General features: G+C 39.9%; 14 protein-coding genes and 1 pseudogene. 4 read left to right on the top strand and 11 right to left on the bottom strand.

The window, feature by feature from the left end; genetic code table 11:
- Nucleotides 1-270: 270 nt before the first annotated feature.
- Nucleotides 271-1,206, bottom strand: coding sequence for a hypothetical protein (locus tag QQK02_RS08190; RefSeq protein WP_284207510.1), 936 nt, complete (start codon nt 1,204-1,206; stop codon nt 271-273).
- A 170-nt stretch (nt 1,207-1,376) separates the two neighbouring features.
- On the opposite strand from QQK02_RS08190, the gene QQK02_RS08195 reads away from it, so the two are divergent.
- On the top strand, nt 1,377-8,168 hold the full coding sequence (locus QQK02_RS08195) for a LamG domain-containing protein (protein ID WP_284207511.1): 6,792 nt from the start codon (nt 1,377-1,379) through the stop codon (nt 8,166-8,168).
- A gap of 74 nt (nt 8,169-8,242) precedes the next feature.
- On the opposite strand, the gene QQK02_RS08200 is transcribed toward QQK02_RS08195, so the two are convergent.
- Nucleotides 8,243-9,748, bottom strand: coding sequence for a S10 family peptidase (locus tag QQK02_RS08200; RefSeq protein WP_284207512.1), 1,506 nt, complete (start codon nt 9,746-9,748; stop codon nt 8,243-8,245).
- Nucleotides 9,749-10,020: 272 nt separating this feature from the next.
- Between QQK02_RS08200 and QQK02_RS08205 the strand changes: the two genes are divergently transcribed.
- Together QQK02_RS08205 and QQK02_RS08210 are read left to right on the top strand one after the other, a co-directional pair.
- On the top strand, nt 10,021-11,556 hold the full coding sequence (locus QQK02_RS08205; protein ID WP_284207513.1) for a methyl-accepting chemotaxis protein: 1,536 nt from the start codon (nt 10,021-10,023) through the stop codon (nt 11,554-11,556).
- Nucleotides 11,557-11,643: 87 nt separating this feature from the next.
- Nucleotides 11,644-12,648, top strand: a complete 1,005-nt coding sequence (locus QQK02_RS08210; RefSeq protein ID WP_284207514.1) for a 2-hydroxyacid dehydrogenase — start codon at nt 11,644-11,646, stop codon at nt 12,646-12,648.
- Here the strand turns inward: QQK02_RS08210 and QQK02_RS08215 are convergent.
- The 4 genes from QQK02_RS08215 to QQK02_RS08230 all read right to left on the bottom strand — a co-directional run bounded on the left by QQK02_RS08215 (nt 12,631) and on the right by QQK02_RS08230 (nt 18,201).
- Nucleotides 12,631-15,636 carry a PqiB family protein gene (locus tag QQK02_RS08215; protein ID WP_284207515.1) on the bottom strand — a complete coding sequence of 1,002 codons (3,006 nt, stop codon included), beginning with the start codon at nt 15,634-15,636 and terminating at the stop codon, nt 12,631-12,633. The two genes, QQK02_RS08210 and QQK02_RS08215, sit on opposite strands and share 18 nt — an antisense overlap.
- Nucleotides 15,629-16,240, bottom strand: a complete 612-nt coding sequence (locus QQK02_RS08220; protein ID WP_284207516.1) for a paraquat-inducible protein A — start codon at nt 16,238-16,240, stop codon at nt 15,629-15,631. The genes QQK02_RS08215 and QQK02_RS08220 overlap by 8 nt, the downstream gene beginning before the upstream one ends.
- Nucleotides 16,233-16,844 (bottom strand): paraquat-inducible protein A, encoded by a 612-nt coding sequence (locus QQK02_RS08225; RefSeq protein WP_284207517.1) that lies wholly within the window; start codon nt 16,842-16,844, stop codon nt 16,233-16,235. Before QQK02_RS08225 ends, QQK02_RS08220 begins: the two co-directional genes overlap by 8 nt.
- Before the next feature lie 121 nt (nt 16,845-16,965).
- Nucleotides 16,966-18,201, bottom strand: a complete 1,236-nt coding sequence (locus QQK02_RS08230; RefSeq protein ID WP_284207518.1) for a c-type cytochrome — start codon at nt 18,199-18,201, stop codon at nt 16,966-16,968.
- A gap of 194 nt (nt 18,202-18,395) precedes the next feature.
- Between QQK02_RS08230 and yihA the strand changes: the two genes are divergently transcribed.
- On the top strand, nt 18,396-19,040 hold the full coding sequence (gene yihA / locus QQK02_RS08235) for a ribosome biogenesis GTP-binding protein YihA/YsxC (protein WP_407705027.1): 645 nt from the start codon (nt 18,396-18,398) through the stop codon (nt 19,038-19,040).
- Between the two features lie 36 nt (nt 19,041-19,076).
- Here the strand turns inward: yihA and chrA are convergent, their stop codons facing one another.
- The 5 genes and pseudogenes from chrA to QQK02_RS08265 all read right to left on the bottom strand — a co-directional run bounded on the left by chrA (nt 19,077) and on the right by QQK02_RS08265 (nt 23,758).
- The gene (chrA, locus tag QQK02_RS08240; protein WP_284207519.1) at nt 19,077-20,240 is read right to left on the bottom strand and encodes a chromate efflux transporter; all 1,164 of its coding nucleotides are present in this window, start codon (nt 20,238-20,240) and stop codon (nt 19,077-19,079) included.
- 104 nt (nt 20,241-20,344) lie between these two features.
- Nucleotides 20,345-20,491 (bottom strand): hypothetical protein, encoded by a 147-nt coding sequence (locus QQK02_RS08245; protein ID WP_284207520.1) that lies wholly within the window; start codon nt 20,489-20,491, stop codon nt 20,345-20,347.
- A gap of 98 nt (nt 20,492-20,589) precedes the next feature.
- Nucleotides 20,590-21,858: a hypothetical protein gene (locus QQK02_RS08250; protein WP_284207521.1), complete on the bottom strand. Its 1,269-nt coding sequence runs from the start codon at nt 21,856-21,858 to the stop codon at nt 20,590-20,592.
- Nucleotides 21,859-21,987: 129 nt separating this feature from the next.
- Nucleotides 21,988-22,406: pseudogene (locus QQK02_RS08255) on the bottom strand (DDE-type integrase/transposase/recombinase); the annotation flags it as partial.
- 788 nt (nt 22,407-23,194) lie between these two features.
- Nucleotides 23,195-23,758: a PEP-CTERM sorting domain-containing protein gene (locus tag QQK02_RS08265; protein ID WP_284207522.1), complete on the bottom strand. Its 564-nt coding sequence runs from the start codon at nt 23,756-23,758 to the stop codon at nt 23,195-23,197.
- Between the last annotated feature and the right edge of the window lie 17 nt (nt 23,759-23,775).

The following is a 23,775-nucleotide window of genomic DNA, read 5'->3' on the forward strand; positions in this document are numbered from 1 at the left end:
TTACCTTATTAACACATTAATATCCTTAGTTTATCAGCTAACTCACATCTTGTTAGATTCAATATGTAAATAAAACAAAAAAAAGCAACGCCAACTGGGCACTGCTTTTATGTAGTCACGTATTGTTTGATGGGTGATAAAGCTTAAAACTGATAATTGAACTCTATTTAATGTTCGCCATCTGTAAAATCAACCTCATCACTAACGTCAGAAAAATAACAAACATTAGTAAGTGGAATAATGTGATAATTCAGCGCTACTTCCTAGATGTTATTTGTACACTTGCCAGGTATCATCTTTGTTTTGACACAAAGTGACTTTATTGTCCACGTATAGACCACTCGCTGACATGACCTCTACGTGAATGATTTTACATGGTTTTCTATTTATTCGTTTAGTCTCGGCAAGTGATACTCTGTTTAAGTTTCTGTTCGTTTCATTTCTTTTTTCATAAACACTAGCACTCTCATCATGCAGTAGCTGTCGAACTAACTCTTCTATAATCTTTTTGTCTTGGTCGTTAACCCATGTGGCGCTTTTTTCAAACGGCTCAATAATCGCCTTTCCTAAGCCACCTACTACTTTAAGCGGCGCTTTAAAAATACCTCTGACGACACCATATACTGCATCTTCGCCTGTGGTTTTACCAATATTCCCTAAATTTTCAACCATCACTTCTGTACGACTCAACAAAGGAGGAATGCTTTCTCGAGTGACTTGAACTTCAGCTAAAACATCAGGAATTTGTTGATTTGTTTGAGCTAACTGCTCAGAAAAATTATTTACCGAGACAACAATCCCAGGTAACTGCTGCTCAATGTTGTCAATTCGAGTAAGAATATCTGGCACAACATGTCTAACCATAGCAACTTCTTTTAAAATGCTTGGCACCGTGTTTCTGACTTGTTGAATTTCTGAAAGTATTGCTGGGATTTGCAGCCTAACTTTAGCCATCTCACCTACCACTGTAGGCACAAGCTCTCTAGCCTGTTCGACTTCAGTCAAAATGCCAGGGATAGCTTGCCTGACAAGTGCGACCTCTTCAGTGATTGGCGTAATTTTACTCGAGGTATCGTTAATACTTTCGGCAACAGTAGGCAAAACTTCGCTTAATTCAACAATTTTCAAGGTGAAGTGAAATAACGCGCCAGCCAAGCTAAACAGGCTTAATGCTAAGATATAAGTTGCGAGATTCTTATTCATCATAATGAAAATCCGTTTAATTAACCCCGATAATAGGTAGTCAAATTAATGTATCATAATATGCCTGTAATTCAGTCAATGTTTAAGTTAAATTAACAATGAATGAATAATCCCTATATATCATTTATACTTTATATTTTAGTCGGTTAGCCAATGCAAAATAGGAATTTAAAGTGAACTTACGTTTAATCACCAGTTTTATCCTGCTTTTATTTTGCCATTCACTTTATGCCGCTAGTTGTACAGACGTTTTTCCTGATGGTTTCAATCTACTAGGCACTGATGCTCAAGCATTTGAAAATATTCCCGCTAACACATCTACAGATTCTATTTACGATGGTATTGTCGTCCCACGAGGCGATAACTTCTTTTTGTTCGGAAACTTATCCAATAAAGAAAACCTTTATATCGCTCCAATAACTGGCTCAGAACAAACCAGTCGAATATACATTAGAGGCGCGGTTTCTTGGCATAACGCTAATATCAATGAAGGCGGCAATCCAGAAGATGTCATCATCTACATTGAAGGTTCGCTCAACATCTCGGGGGGCAACACAGACATTAACGCGATTATTTATGTTGAAGGCGCAGTAAGTCAATCAGGCGGTGGAGCAGATATATCGGGCGCAATCACTGCCGGTTCGGGCAGTGCTAACGTAAATTACGACGCAGACGCGATAAATAATGCTGACTTTAACGATTTATGTGAAAACACTACCGCACTCAGTTACCCCTACTACACAGACTTTGAAGATAGCAATACCGAATGGGATTTCAGCGGAGAATGGGCAATTAACACTAACGCCTCAGGTGATCGGGTCGCAAACTCACCTACTCAGTTTTTAGATAATAATCCAAATGAAATTGACCAAAGCTACTATAGAGATTTCTATGCGACACTAAATCAGGCGCTTCTAATACCGAATGATGCCGTGAACCCTACCTTAAAATTCGCTTATAAGGCGCAATTAACTAGTGGTGATATCTATATTCAGGCGTCAACTGACGGCAGTACGTGGCAACAAATTAGACGAATTACAGAAGAATATCGACACGATACCTACACATACCACGAGATCAATTTAAATGCCTTTAAAGGTGAAAACCTTCAAATTCGTTTTCGCCAGTATATGCATGCAGCAAGTGGACCTCGGCTGTTCATCATAGATGACTTATCAATTGCCGATCTAGATTTACCTGATTTAGGGTACCCATATACAAACACGTTTGAAACGATAGATGAGCGAAGTCATTTCAATGATGAAGCTGATTGGGGCATCAACACAGCCCATGACGACTACTACCCTGCTGATGGCAGTTATTTTTTAGATAACAATACCTTAAATGTTGATCAACGTTACCACCGTACCCAATATGTTACCCAAGCTGGATATATAACACTACCAAGTGATGCTAGCAACGTAGTAGCCAGCTTTGACTACAGAGCTGAACTAAACACAAGTGATTATGTTTTCTTTCAAGTTCAAGAATACGGCTCGAATAGTTGGGTAAATTTAAATACCTTTGATAGCCAAGAAAACCATCCAGATTATACAAACTATGAATACGCATTAACCAACTACGCCAACAAAAAAGTCCGTTTTCGCTTGAGGCAATACCATGGTGCTACAAACGGTGCTCGTATCTTTAGTATTGATAACTTTTACATCGGCGAACAGCCTGTAACTTATTATGACTTTCCATACTTTAATGATTTTGAAGAGGCGGTATCAATACCAAATACAAACGGCCGAGATCATTGGAATGTTGAAGGAGATTGGGGATTAAACAAAGCCCACGATTCTACTTATGTGCCTTACCAAGGTGAATACTTTTTAGATAACAATAGTGATAATGAAGATCAGCGTTATCATCGAAATCACTATGCGCGACTTAATGGCTATATCCCTATTCCGAGTGATGCTAGTGCACCTGTTGTGTCTTTTTGGCATAACCCAACGATTTTTTCAGGCTTTGTTGATTTACAAATACAGGTTGAAGGCAGCAATAGCTGGCAACGTCTATTTAGGTTTACCGATCAGTTAAGTCATGAAGACTATGTTAAACAAGAAGTTAGCCTCGATAATTATAGAGGTAATAACGTACGTTTTAGGTTCAGACAATACTGGCATTCTGAAAATGGCAGTAGAGTTTTTAGTGCTGATAATTTTTACGTCGGCGAAAACGATTTACCTGTTTTAACCTTCCCGTATTTTAATGATTTTGAAACGCCGGAATCTACCGCAGAGATTAATGGTCAAGATCAATGGAATGACGCTGCTGACTGGGGCATGTCTACAACCCATGATATAGACTACATACCTTATAGTGGCAGCTATTTTCTTGATAATAACGCGAATTTTGTTGATCAGCGTTACCACCGCAATCACTATACTGACTTATTAGGTTACATTCCTATTCCAAGTGACTCAGAAGCGCCAACGCTGAGTTTTTACTATAAAGCCAATATTTTTTCGGGCCAAACTTACCTTCAGGTACAAGAGCAAGGTTCAAATACTTGGCGCACACTAACGACCTTTACAGATCAATTAAATCACGGTACCTACGCACGTCACGAGTATTCGTTATCAAGCTATAAAGGTAAAAATGTTCGGTTTAGATTCCTACAATATTGGAACAGTGCAACGGGCGAGCGTCTGTTTACCATTGATGATTTTAAAGTTGCAGAGTTAGCGCTTGACACTTATGAATATCCATACCTAAACGACTTCGAAACGGCAGTTTCTACCGATGAAATTAATGGCCAAGATCATTGGAATCATCAAGGCGATTGGAATATATCGACGGCTCACGATACTGAGTATTACCCGCGAAGCGGTGCTTACTTTTTAGACAACAATGCCGACAATGAAGACCAGCGTTATCACCGTAAACATTATGTTGAAATGAATGGTTTTGTCCCTATTCCAGCCGACGCCGAAAGTCCTGAACTTAGTTTTTGGTATCGCGCCAATATTTACAGTGGGCAAACCTATGTTCAATTGCAGGTAGAAGGCACCAATACTTGGACCAATTTACAAACCTTTTCAGAGCAATTTACTCACGCTACCTATGCGCGTTATGCCTATTCTCTTGATAATTACAAAGGTTCATCGGTTCGTATTCGTTATCGCCAGTACTGGAATGCTGACAGTGGTGGACGTGTATTTACCGTAGATGACTTCAGAATTGGTGACAATGATCAAACATCTTTAGGCTACCCGTATCTAAATGATTTAGAGTCATCGGCTAAACGACAAGAGTTTATTCATGAGCATGACTGGGGAATTTCTCAAGAGCATGACGTCGATTATGTGCCATACGAAGGGGATTGGTTCATCGACAATAATGCTGATTTTGAAGATCAGCGTTACCATAGAAACCACTACGTCACCTTGTCTGGCTATGTCCCTATTCCAAGCAACGCGACCTTACCAACACTAAGTTTCTGGTATAAAGCGAATATATTCTCCGGCCAAACATACGCCCAAATAAAACGCAGAAATGAGTCTGTATGGCGCAACTTGTATACCTTTAGAGAGCAATTTAGCCATAGCAACTACACACGTGCTGACTTAAACTTGGATAGTTACAAAGGCGATGAAGTCATTATTCGCTTTAGACAATACTGGAATAATGATTCAGGCCCTCGTCTATTCACTGTAGATAACGTGCGAATTGGTAACTTCGAAAATGTGACCTACAACTACCCGTATTTCAACGATTTTGAAACCAAACAATCAACAACATCCATCAGTGGCCGAGATGATTGGAATGATGAAGGTGATTGGGGCTTATCAAATGAAGATGATGTCTCTGGAACATCGTATTCTGGTAAGTGGTATTTGAATTCAAATCCTGATGATGAAGACCAACGTTATCACCGTAATCACTATACTACGATGCGTGGCTTTGTCCCGATTCCTGCTAGTGCCAACAACCCTGAAGTGAGTTTTTATTATACCGCTGATATTAGCAGTGGTTATGTTGAATTGCAGATTCAACGAGAAGGTGAATGGCGTTGGCGACGCCTAGAACGATTTGGAGCTGCTGAAAATACGACAACCTATACTAAGTTTGTTGACGACCTAAGCCAATATAAGGGAGAAAATGTACGCTTTAGGTTCCGTCAATATTTCCATAGTGGCAGCGGTGCACGATACTTCTCAATAGATGATTTCTTTGTCGGCCAAGATGTACTATCTCTTTGGTATTTTGAAGAGAACTGGTTAGATAGCTCAGGCCAAGGCATCACCCTATCGCCAGTTAACAACCCTACTTTTAGCAATTCAAATAGAGCTAAAGATGGTCCTGCGGAGAGTGAAACAAGTACCTGTTTTTATACTGAGTATGATGGCTCAAACTATAGCCGAGCAACGAATACAGCATCAGTAAGTCAAATTCCAGAGCTAACCGTGTCACTGTGGGCTAAAGCAAATGCATTTACCAGCGGCTTGCAAGCGCTATTTACTAAAGGCAGTGGCTTCGGCATATACTTAAATGCGACGGGACATGTTGAATGGCATTACGGTGACCAAATACTTACCTCAACAACACCTCTTGTTGTCAATGAATGGCGACATATCACAGTCACCTTTAGTTCAGGCGATCAAAAGCTTTATTTTGACGGTGGTCTAAATACCAGTGCAAGTCACAATGTGACGTTATCAAATATCGAACAGGATATTTTCTTAGCCACTGAATTTGACGGCACTACCGTCAATACCGCTCGAAACTTCAACGGTGATCTTGATGAAGTTCGATTTTATTTTTCTGCCCAAGACAGCGATGCAATCAATCAAGATATTAATAATTTACACCCATGTGATATTCAGGCGCAGCCGCATCATTATCTAATAGAGCACAGCTCAACAGGCCTCACTTGTGCGGCTGAAACAGCAACGATAAAAGCATGCCTAGATGAATCATGTACCGAATTGAGTGACCAAAGTGTCACTCTTGATTTAACCGGTAACAGTGTCGTGAAAGCGACAACAACATTTACCGGCGCAACAACCGTGAACTTTAACCATACGAATGTTGAAACACTTACCTTAGGTATTGCCAACGAATCAACGCCAGCAACTGACGCCACAACCTGTTTTAATGGCATAGATGACAGCTGTAATATCGCCTTTGAAAGTGCCGGGTTCAGGTTTTTATATGGTACAAACAATACAGATATAGATGCACAAATTGCCGGTCAAACCTTTACTGAGGACGTTAAAGTACAAGCAGTAAAAGATAATAACGGTGTCTGTGAAGGGCTATTTTCTGGCAACGTGGCAATTAAACTATCTAAACAGCTGTCTTCATCGTCATCTAACGGTCTAGCATTCGAAGCAGCTGGGCAAGATGTGCCGACATTACCAACCTATTCCTCGGACATTACTATCAATTTTGGCGCCGATAGCATCGGTGTTATCCCAAGTGTTGTTTATTACGATGCTGATCAAGTACGTTTGTATGCATCATATAGTGATGCCGATATATCACTATCTGGCAGTAGTAATGCCTTTTGGGTGCGCCCTGCCTCATTAGTCCTGACGGCGGGTAACACTGCAAGTACCAATAATTTAGATCAAAATGCTGGTGGCGCATTGGCGCACTATAAAGCAGGCGACTTATTCTATTTTAATGTAACAGCAGTTAATACAAATGGTGATACCACGCGTAATTACCAACCGCAAAACACTGTGAATATGAGCGTGACTCGCAATGCACCTATATCTAGCGATGCCGCTGAAGGACTCTTTACCTATGCAAGTTCATCAACGATAAGCTCATCAGATAGCCAGCAGGTTTCGTTAACAACCTTTAGTAATGGCTCTTCTAGCTTTTCAGCAGCGAGTTATAGTGAAGTAGGTGAAATTACCATCGATGTAGAAGACACCAATTATGGTCAAAACCTACTAGGCGACCCACTCACAGTGTCTAGCCAAGCACCACTAAGCCTAGTGCGGTTTACGCCAGCTTACTATACGCAAAGTGTTGTTGATCATGGTTCTATCGTAAATAATGTTAACGACACAGTTATCAGCACCTGTAATAACGAGCAATCTTTTGCTTATATTGGCCAACGAGATGCCGTAGACAATAATAAAGGTAGCCTGCGCTATAATTTATTATTGCCAAATAAACCGGTCATAAAAATCAGCGCATTTAACGCAAACAATGAACTGACGCTAAATTACCTAGATAGCCAAGTTACGCTTGGTGATACCAGTGTCGATATTTTACCGCCAACAAACGATCGCCTCGTGCAAGGTACAGACAATAATTTACTGCCGATGGCAGGTACAACTTTTAGTGGTCTGATTGAAAGCTTTGGTGTAACTGGCGTTGAAAAAGGTAGCGTGCACTATACCTTATCCGACGAAGATAACTTTTACTATCAACGAACCTCTGAAAGTCAGGTCTCTGCATTTGAGCCTAATTTCGATCTTGTTGTTAATAGTATTGTCGATGCAGATGGTATTTCACTTGCTGATCCAGCCCTCATCGCTAACCCTACAGAAGATATTATGCTAACGGGTGTCGCAGAAATGCGTTTTGGCCGATTAGTGGTTGATAATAGCTTTGGCCCAGAAATTTCAGATATTAGACAAACCTTGCAAACTCAGTATTTACGAGATGGACAATTTATCATCAATAGTCAAGATAATTGCTCACCAATACAATTAGCCAATATGAGTCTTGCAAGCACGGGTAGCCTATCTCCAAGCGATACGCGTGTAATTGGCAATGATGGCAGTATGATTGTAGGTACTAATGACACCTTGTTACTTGAAGCAGTGAGTGAAGGCAATACCGGTGAAATCCAAGTAAATTATGATGCGCCAAGTTGGCTAGAGTATGACTGGAGTGCTTCTGGCACATTAGATGAAGACCCTATCGGCATTGCAACCTTTGGCCGATTTAGAGGTAACGACCGAGTTATCCATTGGCGAGAAAAAGGAAATTAAGCCAGTGACGCTATGCCATAAAAAAACGCAGTGCCTAATGCACTGCGTTTTTGTTTATCATTAAAGAAAATTGCTTAATATTTTGCCGCTTGACCTTCCCCAGGCAAGCTCGCTTTAATAAATTCGCGAATATCTTGGTTGGCGGCGTCAAGATCTGGTGCGCGCAAGTACATCATATGACCTGACTCATAACCTTTAAACGACAAACGAGATGACATCTTGCCACTCGGATCTAATTGCCACATGGTGTATTTCGCATCAAAGTAATTTGTCGCACCATCGTAATAACCCGCTTGGATCATGACATTTAAGTAGGGATTTTGCGCCATTGCTTGACGTAAATTTTCACCGGTTTTGTTGTTACTTCTATCCCAAGGGCGAACAGGGCCAAACATATTATATTTAACATCCGTTTTATAACCCAATTCATCACGCAGGTAATGATTAATTGCAGGAGTGAAGCTGTGTAACCATGATGTTAATTCCGCATAGTAGTCAGGACGAGCACCAATGTTTTGCTTATCAATACCTAAATAGCGAGAATCTAATCGACCAACCGTTTGCTCTCTATCTCTTAATAACGCTTTCCAAAAATACGATGTGTCTACCGTTAGGTTAGCACCTAAAATTTCTTCAACCGATAAGCCAGAATATTGTGCCACTTGCTTGGCAATCGCCTGCTTTTCAGCAGCACTGATAAAACCACCTTTAGCAATCGCTGGTAAGTACTGGTTAATCGTAAACGCTTCTACTTCATCAAGCAGGCTATAGAGATCTTTCGCTTGCAAGGTGTCGCTTAAGGCTTTGTGATACCAAGCTGTAGCAGCAAAATAAGGCAAACGATTTGCCGCTTTTACTGGGCCGTTACGTTCAATACCAATATCTGTAGGCGAGACTAAAATAACACCGTTTAAATACATCCACTGACGATTTTGCAATTCTAGCGCTAAACCTGAAACACGTGTTGTGCCATAGCTTTCACCAATAAGATACTTAGGCGAGCGCCAGCGATCGTTTCGACTTACAAATGTAGAAATCCACTCGGCTAGATATTTCACATCCGCGTTCACACCAAAAAAGGCTTTCTTCTGAGTGTCTTTAGACGGCATTTTACCATTTTTATCTGCCAGTACACGTGAAAAACCTGTATTAACAGGGTTAACAAACACAATGTCTGCGACATCTAATACTGAGTGAGGATTTGTTTTAACACCATAAGGTTGTAATGGGTAGCCTTCGCTATCAACATTTAATACTTTAGGCCCGGTGTAGGCAACATGCATCCATACTGAAGCTGAACCAGGTCCGCCGTTAAAAGAAATCAATAAAGGGCGGTTAGCGTTGTTTTTAATGTCAGTTCGTTGGTAGTAGGTATAAAAAAGGCTGGCGGTGGTATTACCTTCATCATCCCAAACCGGCTGTGTGCCAACCGTAGCACTGTAGCGTACTTTTTTTCCTTTGATCACGGTTGTGTGATCCGTTGTTGTTGATTCATCACTGACCAATAAACGACTATTTTGCGCTAACGCACTCGTCGACAGTATTAATGTGATTAATAACAAATAAACTAATTTAACCATGTTTCACCCAATTTTATTTTTATCTCTCTACAGACTAAATCGACTCTTGGTAAAATAAAAATAAAATAGATGAAACCACATAAATCATCGCCAAATGTCAATTGGCTCACTCAGTTAACAGACTATTAACCGTGATGTTTCGCGACATTATTGATGTAGATCAAGAAAATAGACAGATTGACAACTAGGCTCTATTCTTAGATTGCCAAGACAATAAGGCAAAGGGTAAATTTACCCCCGTTTTTCCTTTATTTTTGCTATGGGCTTATTTGATGACAACAACGAACAATGAAGTCATATTTCCTCAACATGAACAACTAGTTTCGATCACTGATACATATGGCACCATTACATACGCGAATGAAGTGTTTTGTCGTATCGCTGGTTACGAAGAAAGTGAATTAGTAGGACAGGCGCATAATATCGTAAGACACCCAGATATGCCTAAAGCAGCCTTTGCTGATATGTGGAGTAAACTTAAACGTGGTGATTCATGGCGTGGCCTGGTAAAAAACCGATGTAAGAATGGCGACTACTATTGGGTAGACGCTTATGTAACACCACTTTATGATGGCAATGAAATTACTGGCTTTCAATCTGTGCGTTGTCGCCCTACTGAACAGCAAAAAAAGGACGCTCTAGCACTTTATGATGCCATTAATGCGGGTAAAAGTGTCAGTGAATTCAGCACTAATTTTTCATTAAAATATGTGTTAATGGCTTTGACAACAATGTTAGCCATGATCTTAACTTATGTTTTAACCTCTTCTGCATTGGCTAGTGTGATCCCTTTAGTTTTTGCTATTGCAATCTTTGCGATATTCCAACAAGAACTTGTCGGTATTCCACAATATGCAACATCACTCAAACAAACGATTGATAGTCCGTCACGCTGGCTGTTTTCAGGCTATGGATTAAAAGCCTTGTTAACCTATCCAGAAAAACTTGCCTTTGCCAAAATCCGCACCGTACTTGGCAGAGCAGAAGACGCTGGCCATAACCTTGCAGCGGTTTCTCATGGTCTTGCCGAGTCAGCCGAACAAAGCTTAAACGGTTTAGTTGAAGAAAATACACAACTTAATGAACTTGCTTGCGCAATAGAGCAAATGAGTAACAGTATTAGCGAAGTTAGCAGTCATTCAAATGTTGTGTTTGAGTATGTAGGCAACGTGCAAACCATCTGTGCTAGCACTAAAGACAGTATTAATAGCAACAAAACGACCATTGGTAGCCTTGCTGATGAAGTCGATGAAGCAGCAAATGTTGCTACTTCGCTTGTCAGCGACGCCGATCAAATTGCCACTATCATGGCTGAAATTGAAGGAATTGCTGATCAAACTAACTTACTTGCCTTAAATGCGGCTATTGAAGCAGCAAGAGCAGGAGAACAAGGGCGTGGCTTTGCTGTCGTTGCCGATGAAGTGAGAACCTTAGCGAGCCGCACACAATCCGCTACTGAGCAAATTCAAATATCTGTACGTGAACTTCAATCGACGATTAGTCATTGGAGTAAAACCATGCAACAAAGTAAAGACAATGTTGATGCGTGTAACGAGCAATCAACGCAAGCCACAATCGCCATGGATGAAGTGATAAGCCTCGTTGAGCAAGTGAATACGATTGCACAAAATGTATCATCGTCAACAGATGAACAAGCAGATGTTGCTAGTAGCATTAATCAACGCGTTAATAATATTGCTGAAATATCACAACAAAACAAAGAGATAGCTATATCAGTTAATGACAATGGTACGGCGGTGAGAAAAAGTGTTGAAGATATCGAGCACTTAAGCGATACGTTTCGCTAACAAATTTAACATAAGTTACCTAACAAATTAAAAGCTGGCTTGCTATAAATAAGACTTATGCGCACAACCAAGGATAGATCTAGCACCATGAACAAAGTCGCCGTATTTAGTAGCAAACGATATGATCGTAAAATTGCCGATGAACACATTCAAAGTTCTCAAATCGAATTTACCTTTTTCGAATCGGCACTTTCGGAAGAAACTGTGCATCTAGCTGAAGGTTATGATGCAATCTGTATTTTTGTGAATGATGAAGCCAATGAGAGTGTGTTAGCAACCCTGCATAGCTTTGGCATTTCTATCATTGCGCTGCGCTGCGCAGGTTACAATAATGTGGATATTAAAATAGCTGAAAAGCTCGGTTTCACAATATGCCGAGTACCAGAGTACTCGCCTGAAGCAGTTGCTGAGCATACGGTTGGCTTAATGCTAACCTTAAGTCGTAAATTTCATAAAGCCTATAACCGTGTTAGAGAAGGCAATTTTGCACTCGACGGCCTCATGGGCTTTAACCTATACCAAAAAACTGTCGGTATTATTGGCACAGGTAATATTGGTATAGCAACGCTTAAAATCATGAATGGTTTTGGTTGTCGTATCTTATGCTCCGATCCAGTCCAAAATCCTGAGGCGATTAAATTAGGTGCGACTTACGTTAATCTTGATACCTTATTTAAAGAAGCCGACATCATTAGTTTGCATTGTCCATTGCTACCCCAAACACAACATATCATTGATAAAGATGCCATTAGCAAAATGAAGAAAGGTGTGATGATCATCAATACCAGTCGCGGTGGCTTGATTGATACTAAAGCAGTTACTAAGGGGCTTAAAAAAGGTCAAATAGGCTACTTAGGGCTTGATGTGTATGAGCTTGAAAGCGGCCTATTTTTTGAAGATTTATCGGAAGAAATTATACAAGATGATATTTTTCAGCGTTTAACAGCTTTTAGTAATGTCATGGTGACAGGTCATCAAGGCTTTTTCACTGTGGAGGCCTTAAATACCATAGCCTCGACCACATTAAACAACCTTAACGCCCTGTTAAATAATGAACCATTAAATCCTGAGTTTTTAATCGGTGGTCAATAAGGATATTTGAGGCTGCCAATCTAGCCACCCTTCATCCATTTCAGTATGCAATTGGAATATGGTTTGTGGCACATTTGTTTCTGCTGGCATTTCAGGTGGTGTTGCGAATTCGATACCACCTGCAATCAAGGTTTCAATTGTGCTCGCTTCGACAGAAACACCACTAAATAGGCCACCATCAAACTTCAATCCGCTCGCATTCCAAAACTTACTGTTCGTTTGAACAAGTGGTGCAAAACGCTCAGGAATATTGAGGTAAATTAAAACATGATCTGCTGTTGGCGCTAATTCAACGCCAATCACTTCACCGACTTTTACTTGACGATAAAGCACTGGATTCCCGACCCTTAGCGATCCTCTCGCTTTGGCTTTAAGTGTTAAATTCAAGCCATAAGCAAGTGTTTTAACCGCAGGTTCATAGCTTTTAGCAACAAAATGCTCTGTTGGTTGACCATCGCCAGGTAGCATAGAAATAGAACCACCAGAAATAAGCTCTGAAACATTTTTATTACCGACAAGACCTACTTGCGGTCTATCTAACCAAAATTGACTGCCTTTTTTTGCTAAGCCTTTACCAAGATCATTTAAAAAGCCGATCGCTGTAACGCCAAGATCGTCCTCTTTGAAAATTAATTTGTTGAGTTCCCCTACTTGCTGACCGCGATGGATTATCGGCATGCCTGCTTTAACATCAGCATAATCTTTAAAGTAAATGGAAATTGATTTTCCAGCCGTTTTAGCTTGATATTTATCAACAAATAAACGGTAGCTTATACCTTCTTCTACTGCTAGGTCTTGTTGTTCAGCGACATCAGGATTTAAGAAACTAATACCGCCTTTAACCACACTGTCTAGGGTTTCAGTTTTCACGCTGAAATTAGCGATATTGCCTTGTACATTGATTCCGCCGGCATTATAAAATCGTGTAAAAGGCGAAATAAGGTGTTGATGCTCACTATCAATCGTAATGTGTACATCGACAAATTCAGGCTCTTCACTCAAGGCTACATGGTCTATTTGGCCAACAGTAATACCTCGATAACTCACTTTACTATAGCGGCTAATGCCACCACCATGTGCAGCCTTTAAAACCAGTTGCAGCCCTTCTGCATGTAACGGTTTTTTCGGCGGGTGCTGGCTCAAGACAAACTCTTTTTGAGCTGTGCCCTCGCCCGCATACAAGCTTACATAAGCACCGCCAAAAAGCGCCGTTGTATCAGTAATCCCAGACAATGATATTTCAGGTTTCACCAAAAAGAATTGCGCACTATGGGTTAATAAAAATTTGTACTCAGGTAATAAGCCACCTTGAGCGTAAGCTACTTTGCCATCCGTCGACGTGGCATGTAATGAGCCAATTTCAAGGTCCTGATAAATGATTCTCATATCAGGCTTTATATCGGTTAGCTGCGGTGGGTAAGCTAATGTAAATTCAACACGTTGCTTGGCAATATCTTGGCTATCATAAAGAAAAAATTCACTGCCATTTGATGGCGTATCTGAATCCTTCAATATACCCGTATCAAAAGCAATACCGCCCTTAAGTAAGGCTTGAATAGCTGGCGTTTCAATCTTAACGCCTTGCAAACCTGCAGATATTTTCACGCCACTGGCATGCCAAAAGCGGCTATCTTGGGAAACGTATTGAGCATATTCAGGCTCAATAAAAATGGAAATATCAAAGGCGTCAGGTCCTTGCGGTTGCAACGACTGAACATTACCTACTTTTTGTTCTTTATAGAAAATACCTGAACCAACAGTCACGGATTGCAATTCTTTGGCTTTGAGCGTTAAATGAACACCCGGCTCTTGGTAAGAAAGTGGCGGCTTTTTATTTAATACAGTGAAGGCAGTTTCTTGTTGACCATCTTCTGATAACACAACACTTAGGTGGGCACCTTTTAGTAAGGTACTTAGGTTTGTCACGCCACCTAAATCAATATTAGGGCTAACAACATAGAACTGTGTTTTATTCGTAAGATAAGGTGCTAAACGAGGATTAATTTTCGCTTTAGCCGACAGCATATGCTTGTCTGCATCTATCGACGTGATTTCATCAACCCGACCTATACTCATGCCGTGATAAACAACTGGAGCACCTTGCTCAATGCCTGAATCCCACGAAAACGTTAGCTCAACTTCATAACCTAGCTTAGCTGTTTCAAAATCTTTATGGAGCGTGAAGCGCTTACCACTTTCTATTTTGCCCATATCACTACTTTGCGCATCATGATCAAAGGCGATACCACCAGCAATAATTGACGCTAACGATTGGGTTCTCACTGTAATACCATCGCTAATAGAGCCAGTCACTGCAATACCACTGGCATTCCAAAAACGAGACGATGTATTCACCAATTGAGAGAATTCTGGTTCAATAAAAACATCAATTTCCACTTGGTTTGATGCTTGTAAATAACGATAACCCGAGACATAGCCAACCGTTAACTGCTTGAAAGTAACCGGTGAATTTTTCTCGATCGAGCCTAAGGTATTGGCCAGTAACTTAATATGTAAGCCAGGCGTTGTCATATCTAAAGGCGGCTGCTCTGTTAAACCAACGAAGCTTCTTTTCGCTTCTCCTAGGCCGGTCAAATCAGGTTTCATATTGATATAACTACCTGATATTAACGTATCTAACCCTTTGATACCTTGAAGGGAAACATCTGCAGTAACAAACCAAAATTGTGTATTATCGGTAAGCGCCTCAGCTGTAGAGCCAATCATTTCAACTTCGACAATAACACTTTCTAAACTATCCGAAACGGTAAGGTTTGTAACTTTACCTGCAGTTAAACCGCGATAACGAACCTCAGTTTGACCTACGGTAATACCATTAGCACTTTCGAACTCAATGGTGATAAAAACACCTTGATTAGCTGCGGATTTAATAATAAGCCAGCCGACAAAAACAAAAGCGATAAATGGCACAAGCCATATAGCGGAAACACCTGAACGATTAACAACATTGGCTGGTTGATCAGTCATTATTTTTTTTATCCCAAAGTAGTCGAGGGTCAAAACTATGGGCGGCAAACATACTAAATACCACCATTAACGTAAAATAGGTTGCGCCAGGTGCTGGTTGCACATTGGTAAAAATTCCAAACTTTACTAATGCGCCAGATAACGCGACGACAAAAACATCTAGCATAGACCATGGGCCAAGAAATTCGACAATTTTATAAATTTTGCCAGAGTATACCCGAGAAAAAGTCAGCTTTTGATAAGTTGCCAGCACTAAAAAGATTAAACCACAAAGCTTTGCCAAAGGCACAAAAAAACTCGCCGTAAAGACAATAAACGCAATTGGAAACATATCTGCTTCAATTAACGAATTGATTCCCTCGAGTATGGTCATAGGCTCTGCTACACCAAGTTCATAGTAAATCATAATAGGAAATAAATTGGCTGGCACAAACATGATCAGCGCACTGATTGTCCAAGCGAGTGTATATTGAAGGCTTCTTGGATGACGCAAGTAAAAATGACCATGACAACGACGACAACGCATATAGTTTTGTATTGCCGGCTGCAGTTTGTGACATTTTGGACATCGAGCAAGTCCGTGTTCCTTCGCCGTTTTATGCATCAGATGCCTGCTCTAACGTTTCCCAAACATAATGATGATCGAGTGTTATATGGGTAAATATCGAACACAATAACAAACCGACAAACATCGCAAGCCCTACATTTAACGCAATATCGGCATATTCTGCTAATTTGTATAATGCGACACTTACCCCTAGAAAGAAAACATGAAGCATCGCCCAGCTATCAAGAAAGTGATAGGAGCGAAAAAATTGGCGGTGCGTTTGATTTACTTGGTTGCGCTTTATTGCCAAACAAATATAAAGCACTGTCACTAGTCGTATTGCAGGAATCGCAATCGTAAAAAGAAAAAGCCCCATAGCGACGATCAAAAAATCTTTTTGTAATAGCATAACAAGACAGTCTACCAATGAAACTTCCGCATGCTGGCCAACCAAGGTAGCACCTACCATCGGCATTGAGATACCAGGGACAAACATCAGCAAACCCGCAATAGCGATCGCTATTGTACGGTTAATAGAATCTGCTTTAGCTTCGCTAATTTTACAGCCACAGCGAGAACACAAGGCAATCTGTTTCTCTTTCAACGGCAAGGCAGGATAAAGTGCGTCACAACGAGGACATGCAATATGTTCATTACTCATAGCAATTCACTTTATCAAAAGAAGATAACTTAATAATAAATTAAGCGAAATTAAAATAGCAAATGCTATTTTTTAAAGATAAAAAAAGCAGCCGAAGCTGCTTTTTTCTTAATACGTTATTCTATAACGATGACATGTATTGAGCTAATGCTTCAATATCTTCATCTTTCAGACGCACTGCAATGTTACGCATCATTTTGCTACGATCATTTGCACGGTCTTCAGAGCGGAACTTAACAAGCTGCGCTTTTAAGTAATCAACATGTTGGTTAGCAACACCAGGGAAACCTGCTTTTGCCATACCTGTACCATCAATACCATGACAAGCTGTACACGCTGTGATACCACGTGCTGCGTCACCACCTGTATATAGTTTTTTACCAATATCGTTCGCAGTACCAGAACCTTCAGTCACTTTTTGCGTTGCAAAGTATGCTGCTAAGTTTTTCATGTCTTCATCAGACAACGCGGCTACCATACCCGCCATGACTGGGTCTGCACGCTCACCTGATTTAAAATCAGCTAATTGTTTAGCAATGTATTCTTCGTGTTGACCTGCAATCTTAGGGTACATAGCAATTAATGAGTTGCCGTCTGCAGCATGACACGCTACACAAGTACCAGAAATCGCTTTACCTTTTTCAACATCACCAGCAACGATTACTGGTGCAGCGCCTTTAGCAGCACCTGTTTTAGCAACAGCTTTTACCGCAGGATCTTTAAAGTATGCACCTAAGTCAGCAACATCTTGAGCTGAAAGATTCATTGATACTTGATTCATCGCAGCATTTTCACGAGAACCATCTTTAAAGTGATTTAATTGCTTTTCAATATATTCTGGGTGTTGGTTAGATAAATTAGGGTTAATCAACACTAATGAATCACCATCTTTACCATGACAACCAATACATGCTGTAATGCCACGCGCTGTATCACCTTGTTCGTATAAGTGCTTACCTGCTGCTGCATCTGGAACAATTTTTGGTGCTGCTGGTGCTGCCGCAACAGCAACTGGTGCAGATCCTGAATCAGTTGACGCTGATGCTCCTGAACTATCCATGCTGGCGAAGTAAGCACCTAAATCAGCCATATCAGTTTCTGATAATGGTGCTGCCATTGGCGACATTAAAGGATCTTTACGAGAGCCATCTTTAAATGCTTTAAGTTGCTTAACAATATAATCTGCGTGTTGACCCGCTAAGTTAGGGTACATATCTGCAGTACCAATACCATTAGCACCGTGACAAGCAGCACAAGTTGCTGCCTTAGCTTTACCAGCCTGAGCGTCGCCAGCAGTTGCATTCGCAGAAGCTAACATACCAACGCCCAACACTAGAGAAAAGATTACGTTTTTCATTGATCACTCTCTATTTTTTATTGGTGGCTAATTAAAATTAACCTTCGTATAACTGTAAAAATTAGACATATTTTACACGAATATTGTCATGGTGTAAGAACAAGGTGTAAAAAAACCTACTAATTTTCAGGTTATTTGTCGGTCTGATCAAAAATTAGATATAATATCGACAATTGTTTTACGAGGAATCGACTTTGTCTGATCACACAATCAACTTAAATAAAGCACATTTCACCATTAGTGCACCTGATATTCGAAAATTACCTAATGACGACGGTATCGAAGTCGCTTTCGCAGGACGTTCAAACGCAGGTAAATCGAGCGCATTAAATACGCTAACCCGCCAAAAAAGTTTAGCACGTACGAGTAAAACACCAGGACGTACTCAATTAATCAATGTTTTCGAAGTAGAAGAAGGCATGCGTTTAGTTGATTTACCCGGTTATGGTTTTGCGAAAGTGCCATTAGAAATGAAAAAGAAATGGCAAAAAGCGCTTGGTGAATACTTAGAGAAACGTGAGAGTTTGCAAGGTCTTGTTGTATTAATGGATATTCGCCACCCATTAAAAGATTTAGATCACCAACTCATTGAATGGGCAGTAGAAAGTGAATTACCTGTTTTAGCGCTTTTAACCAAAGCCGACAAATTGTCGCAAGGTAAAGCAAGTGCGCAAGTACTCGACGTCAAGAAGAAGCTAAAACCATTAGGCGGCGACATTAAAGTTTATGGCTTTTCATCACTTAAGCGTACCGGTTTTGATCAAGCGACTCAGGTTATCAGCCAGTGGTTTAGTCAGAATATAGAAAATACTGAAGAAAGCGACGAGGTCGCAGAGTAAACGTTTAAAGGCAGCCAAGGCTGCCTTTTTTATTACTTACGTCCAAACCATTAGTGCACCGCCAGCTGCAAAACCAAGCACTAAATAGACAATAGGCACTTTTACTTGTTTTAGTAAAAAGAATCCTAACACTACTAGCGCCATATCTTGCCCACTATTAACTGACGACGTAAACAACGGTTGATACAGTGCACTAAATAACAAACCAACAACCGCGGCATTAACCCCTTGAATAGCGCCTGATAATTTTGGAATGTTAGCAATACTTTGCCAATGCTTTAAAAACGCTAACATCAGTAAAAAGCCTGGTAAAAATATGGCAAATGTTGCAGTTAATGCACCTAAAATTGGTGCTTGTGGCGCTAAATGAAAGCCCAAGAATGTAGCAAGGGTAAACATTGGGCCTGGCACAGCCTGCGCAGCAGCATAGCCGGTTAAAAAGGTATCTGTAGATATTGAGTCTGCGAGCAGTTCCTGTAACAAAGGTAATACGACATGACCACCGCCAAACACTAAACTGCCTGCGTAATAAAAGTCTGCGGCTATTTTTGCAAAAACAGAGCTTGATGAAAGCATAGGCAGACCAACAAAGAGCAAACCAAACGCAATAAATGGTAGCCATGCAAGGTTTAACTGAGGCGTTGAATCTTGTTCGCCAGTCAGCGTTGTATTCGTAAGATATTTAGCTCCCCAAAAAGCAGCAACGCCAATCACCAGCATTTGCGGAGCAATGCCCGGCATGACAAGCAAAAAGGTAGCGGTTAATACGGCAACCGACTTTGTTTTATGAGCAGGACAAAAACTTGAGAACATCGTGAGTACGGCGTCAGCAACCACGACAACCGCCAATAGTTTTAAACCATGAACAATACCAAAGAAATAGACACTGTCTAACCACGCTTGGCTCATCAAGGCCAATATGATCATCAGTGCGACTGACGGTAACGTGAAGCCTATAAACGCAGTAAAAGCGCCTAAGACACCCGCCTTTCGATAACCCAAGGCAAACCCAACCTGACTAGAGCCAGGACCAGGGAGAAACTGACTAAGGGCAACAATTTGGCCATACTCTTGTTGGCTCAACCAACCAAGTTTTTGAACAAACCGCTGATTAAAATAACCAATATGCGCTGCTGGGCCACCAAAGCTAAGAAACCCAAGACATAAAAAGTGCCAGAAAATTTCGAGATATGTTTTCATTCTGAATAAAATTGAGAGTTATTGAAGCTATTGTAGATTTTATATAGTGATTATAACAAGAGGGCTAAAAATAACTAAGAACATCAGATTACTACATTATTTGGTCAGCCCAGACTGATGAATCCAACACGCGGGGTGGATACTTGAACAAATTCGCCCTGTTTTGGTGCAGTTTTGGCCTGCTCCTCAATCACTTTTTTAGGTGCCTCAAGTGTTGTTGTTTGCTTAGGGTCGAATTGTTTTACTGTCATGCTGTGCCTTGGTGAATCAGGTGAAAAATAAGGCGCATATTATATAGGAAAAGGCTTAATAGAGGAATCTAATAAGCCTTTTTGAGTTAGATTTAAAATTAGAAGCAACTTTTTTCTGGATGTTGTATCACTTCACATGCGTGGCTGAATACCTTTCCGTCATACCAAGCAATTGTGTGTTCATATCGGTCCTTTCTGTCAGACACATTCATGCAGGTTGTGAATTTATAAGCGTCAAATCCCGCCCCTAAGGAATAGTCGGGACTAAATCCAATCCAACTATAAACAGATTTAATTCCATTTTTGTTAAAGCAACCTTTACCTGTTAAATCAACTCCTCCAGTAAATGGGAGTAATGTTGAAAAATCTGTAACTCCACCGCTAACAATAATTATTCGCTTAGTTTGCATACAGGTATTTCTTACACAATTGACAATGTAGTGCAGGTTATTTTGGTTTCTATAGTTAATTGCAATTTCCGGTGAAAGACAGGCGTTTTTTGTCTCATCCTGAGGCCATCTTGAGTCATTGATTGCAATTGCTAGTAAATCATTTGCAGAACTTAACGTATTGGATTTTTTCAAATGATTTAATAATGAAAAGCAGGCCTCTTGTTTTTCTTTCGATTTTTTTCTATCTACTGCAATGAAGTTGTCATATAAAGTGTGAGCATTTTCATTACTTACCTGTTCTTTAAAGCCAACATCAAAAAATATATTTCTTTTGTCATAGCCTTTTATGTCAAAAACAACTGTTGCAGCCGTATCTTCATCCCCATCAGGAAGTTCATTTATTTTGCCGCTGTTATCAAAGTATAGTGATTTTTGATATACCCCTTTATTTAAATTTACTCCCCCTTTATACGTTAATGTAACGTCTTTATTGTCTATTAATACAGAAGAAATAGTATCTATAGCGGATTGGGCTACATCAGATACACCTGGGGTAACATCAATTGCACTATATGCTTTTGCCATATTTAAAAGGCTTTTCGTAAAACTAGATGCGTCACTTTTATCAACTGAAAAGAAATCAACTTTAATTAAGACTTGTTGATTGGGGGTGTTGAAATATGAATCTATAAGGCGAATATCCTCAGTAGTTACGCGGGTTAACTTATCATCTTTAATTTCAAATCTTTCAAGGACGACAGGCGGAACTATTATTGTTTCAACGCCATCTCTTTTGGTGATTACGGTTGCAGTTACTATTAAACTTTTATCATCATCGGTAAAAAATTTAACTATGCCAGAACTCTTTTCTGGCAAAATAAGATTGCCGCTTTTGTAATTTAAATCAAGATAGTAGTTTTCTGCGTATGCAAATGTTGAAAGCATAAGCAAAAAGAAAGCGTTAATTATTTTCATGTTGACCTGCCTATTATTATTTCTTCCTGTGGTTAAAATATAGACAGGTAAAATGGTTTTAGCAAAACGAGTAATTTATCTTAAATTTTAATTCTTTAGGTTGAATCTGACTGAATTGACCAGACTAACCTAGACACTTTCTTGGTTGATAAAATAGGTTTTATCATAGTCAGCCGGAGGCTGATTATTTAAATAACCTGCTTTCGTTTACTGTTATAAAACATGTCGATGTAATAGAAAATGTCTTCATTAGCTTTTTCTCGATTTAAGTACTTTCGTCGCTTAATACGTTCACGCTTTAGTAGCTGAAAGAAGCTTTCTGCAACGGCATTATCATGACAATTCCCTCGACGACTCATGCTCAATGATAAATTATGTTCAGTTGCAAAGCGTTGCCAATCATATCCTGTAAATTGACTGCCCTGATCGGGATGAATAATGACAGTCTGTTGAGGCTTTCTTCACCATACGGCTGCGAGTAACGCACTCACTGCGAGATCTGTAAGCATCATCGATTGCATCGACCAGCCAACAATTTGGCGAGAAAAATAGATTTATCTCCTCATTCACAAGAAAAGCTTAATACCGTAGCAACATTATTAAATGAAAGACTTAGGAAAACATTGAAATTTAAGGCACATCACACATGATTGAAAAGGATGTTGCGATGAACACTTGAATCTACAGCGGCTTCCTTTAACGGGTCACGCTATTGCTACCACAGCGTTTTAGCTAGAGATAAAGGCAATTGGTTGAGATATCTAACCGCTGGGCAACACTTGCCACAGAATGGCCTTTTTTCGGTGACTTGTTTTACAGCCTGTATTTTAAATTCTTCAAGAAATCTTTTAGCGCTCATTCATCCTCCGAGTGCACAAAGTTTACAACTTATTTGTGTCTAGGAAAATCTGGGCAGTCCACAGAAAACCAAAGGTTGAGAGCAGATAACATAACTAAAGAGACAGGCAGAAAAAAGCCGATGACAATATCATCGGCGCATTTAGCTATGGGGAAAGCTAGAAAATATACAAATTATTACAACAGGTGTTCACAAGGAACAAATACATTATAGAGTAATTACTTTATTCATGTAAAGAGCTTTTACTCTAAAAATGATAAAAAAGTGTTCTTCAGTTGTAAATAGGATGAATTTTGTCGGGAAATCAATCAGATTCGCTCAAATCAAATTAACCTTCGTATAGAGTTTTTTGAATAATTTAACTCAAAAATAACACTCAGATTTTATTAAAAGAAGTTACGGCGTAGTGTCCCAAATTTGCTAGAACTAAAAAAGGCTACTGTATTAGTAGCCTTTTTAAATCAAACTTACCGAGTATTAAAATGAACGTACTTTGCGGCTTAAACTAATAACCGCTATAGCAACTAACATTAAAAACACGGTTGTTGGTTCTGGCACACTAGTCACGGTTACGCTTGATTGCCCTTCAACTGATACAGACAACTGCTGCACCGGTGCAAAAATATCAAATGGGTCAGATAAGCTAAACTCACTAATATTTAAGCTAAAGTCAGTAACACCAGCAGTTAACGCTGTTACGTTAAATTGTGCAAGCATAAAATCACCACCCGCATATGGTAAAAAGTCTACGAATGATATGGCCAACTCAGTTTGCGTTTCGAGTGCCGATACACCGAATGGAAAACTCGGTAAATCACTAGAAAAAGATGCTGAATCATAGCTAAATACCGATGGATCAAATAGCACATCTAAATCAAACACATCAAAAAAAACAAAATTTGTAGCAAGTAACGAAACTTCAACACTATCACCAACTGAGACTTCAGTTTGGTCCACTGAAACGGTAATAATGCCGGCATTTGCTGAAAGAGGTAAATGCGCTGCGACGATGACGAGTAATGTCATTATTAAATTTTTCATGTTAATTCCTTATTTTT

The organism is Thalassotalea eurytherma, from assembly GCF_030161415.1.
Lineage (GTDB): Bacteria > Pseudomonadota > Gammaproteobacteria > Enterobacterales > Alteromonadaceae > Thalassotalea_G > Thalassotalea_G eurytherma.